General features: G+C 65.4%; 1 protein-coding gene and 1 pseudogene. Both read left to right on the top strand.

Going from position 1 to position 1055, the window contains the following annotated elements; all coding sequences use genetic code 11:
* Positions 1-542 (top strand): MCE family protein (locus A9W96_RS15015; protein WP_082972268.1); only part of this gene is annotated, 542 nt, incomplete at its 5' end.
* A gap of 348 nt (positions 543-890) precedes the next feature.
* Positions 891-1055, top strand: a pseudogene (locus tag A9W96_RS15010) (MCE-family protein MCE1A); the annotation flags it as partial.

Raw genomic sequence — 1055 nt, 5'->3', positions numbered from 1 at the left:
CGGCGGCCGGGTTTGGTAACACCGGTGCCGAGCTGTTCAACAAGGGTGGGCCGTATCTGGCGCGCGGCGCCGCCGACTTGGTGCCCTCCGCGCAGCTGCTGGACACCTACAGCCCCGAAATCTATTGCACGCTGCACAACTACCACGACATCGTGCCCATCACCGGTGCCTCCGAGGGCGGCTTCAACGGCTACTCGCTGAACATGGACACCGAGGTCACGTCCGGACTGGGTCTGTTGCTCAATCCGGTTGCGACCGTGCCGGTCCTGGCGTCGTTGGTCGGCGGCATCGCCGGAGTCGTCGGCGGCGCACCCAACCCGTACATCTGGCCGGAGAACCTGCCGCGGGTGAACGCGCGCGGCGGCCCCGGTGGTGCGCCGGGCTGCTGGCAGCCGATCACCCACGATCTGTGGCCGGCGCCGGAGTTGGTGATGGACACCGGCAACAGCCTTGCGCCCTACAACCACCTGGATACCGGGTCGCCGTATGCGAACGAATACGTCTGGGGCCGCCAGGTCGGCGACAACACCATCAATCCGTAAACCGCGAAAGTCCTGCTACACAACGTCATTCGCGCGCCGACAGCAGCGGTCAGCCGGCACACGCCACCGCGCGTACCCGAAAGGTGACGTGGTCCGCCCGCCGGTCCCGCCGTTGCTTTGTTTGTGCCACTGCGGCGCGGTACATTTCACTGGTCTTATTACATGCGTGTACAGGCCAGCGCCGGGTGGCGACGGCACCGAGGCGAGGGGCAGGGTTGGCGACGGTGGGTGACCTGGATAACCACCCGTGTCGCCGGCTGTCCACGATGAGCTTCGGGCTCACGGTGTAGCGCCGTGGAAGGTTCACCCGTTCAGATCAACGACTCCCGCGAGCCGCCGTACAAGTTCATCACCCTGCTCGTGGTGGTGGTGCTCGGCGTGATCTTCACCCTGGTCTACATCCAGTTCCGGGGCGGTTTCACCCCCAAGACCGAGTTGACGATGATTGCGTCGCGGGCCGGTTTGGTGATGGATCCGGGTTCGAAGGTGACGTATAACGGGGTGGAGATCGGC

This window comes from Mycobacterium sp. 1245852.3 (assembly GCF_001669335.1).
In the GTDB taxonomy this organism is placed as follows: Bacteria; Actinomycetota; Actinomycetes; order Mycobacteriales; family Mycobacteriaceae; genus Mycobacterium; species Mycobacterium europaeum_A.
Note: the sequence above shows the minus strand (reverse complement) of the source record. Positions and strands in the feature narration are given on the sequence as shown.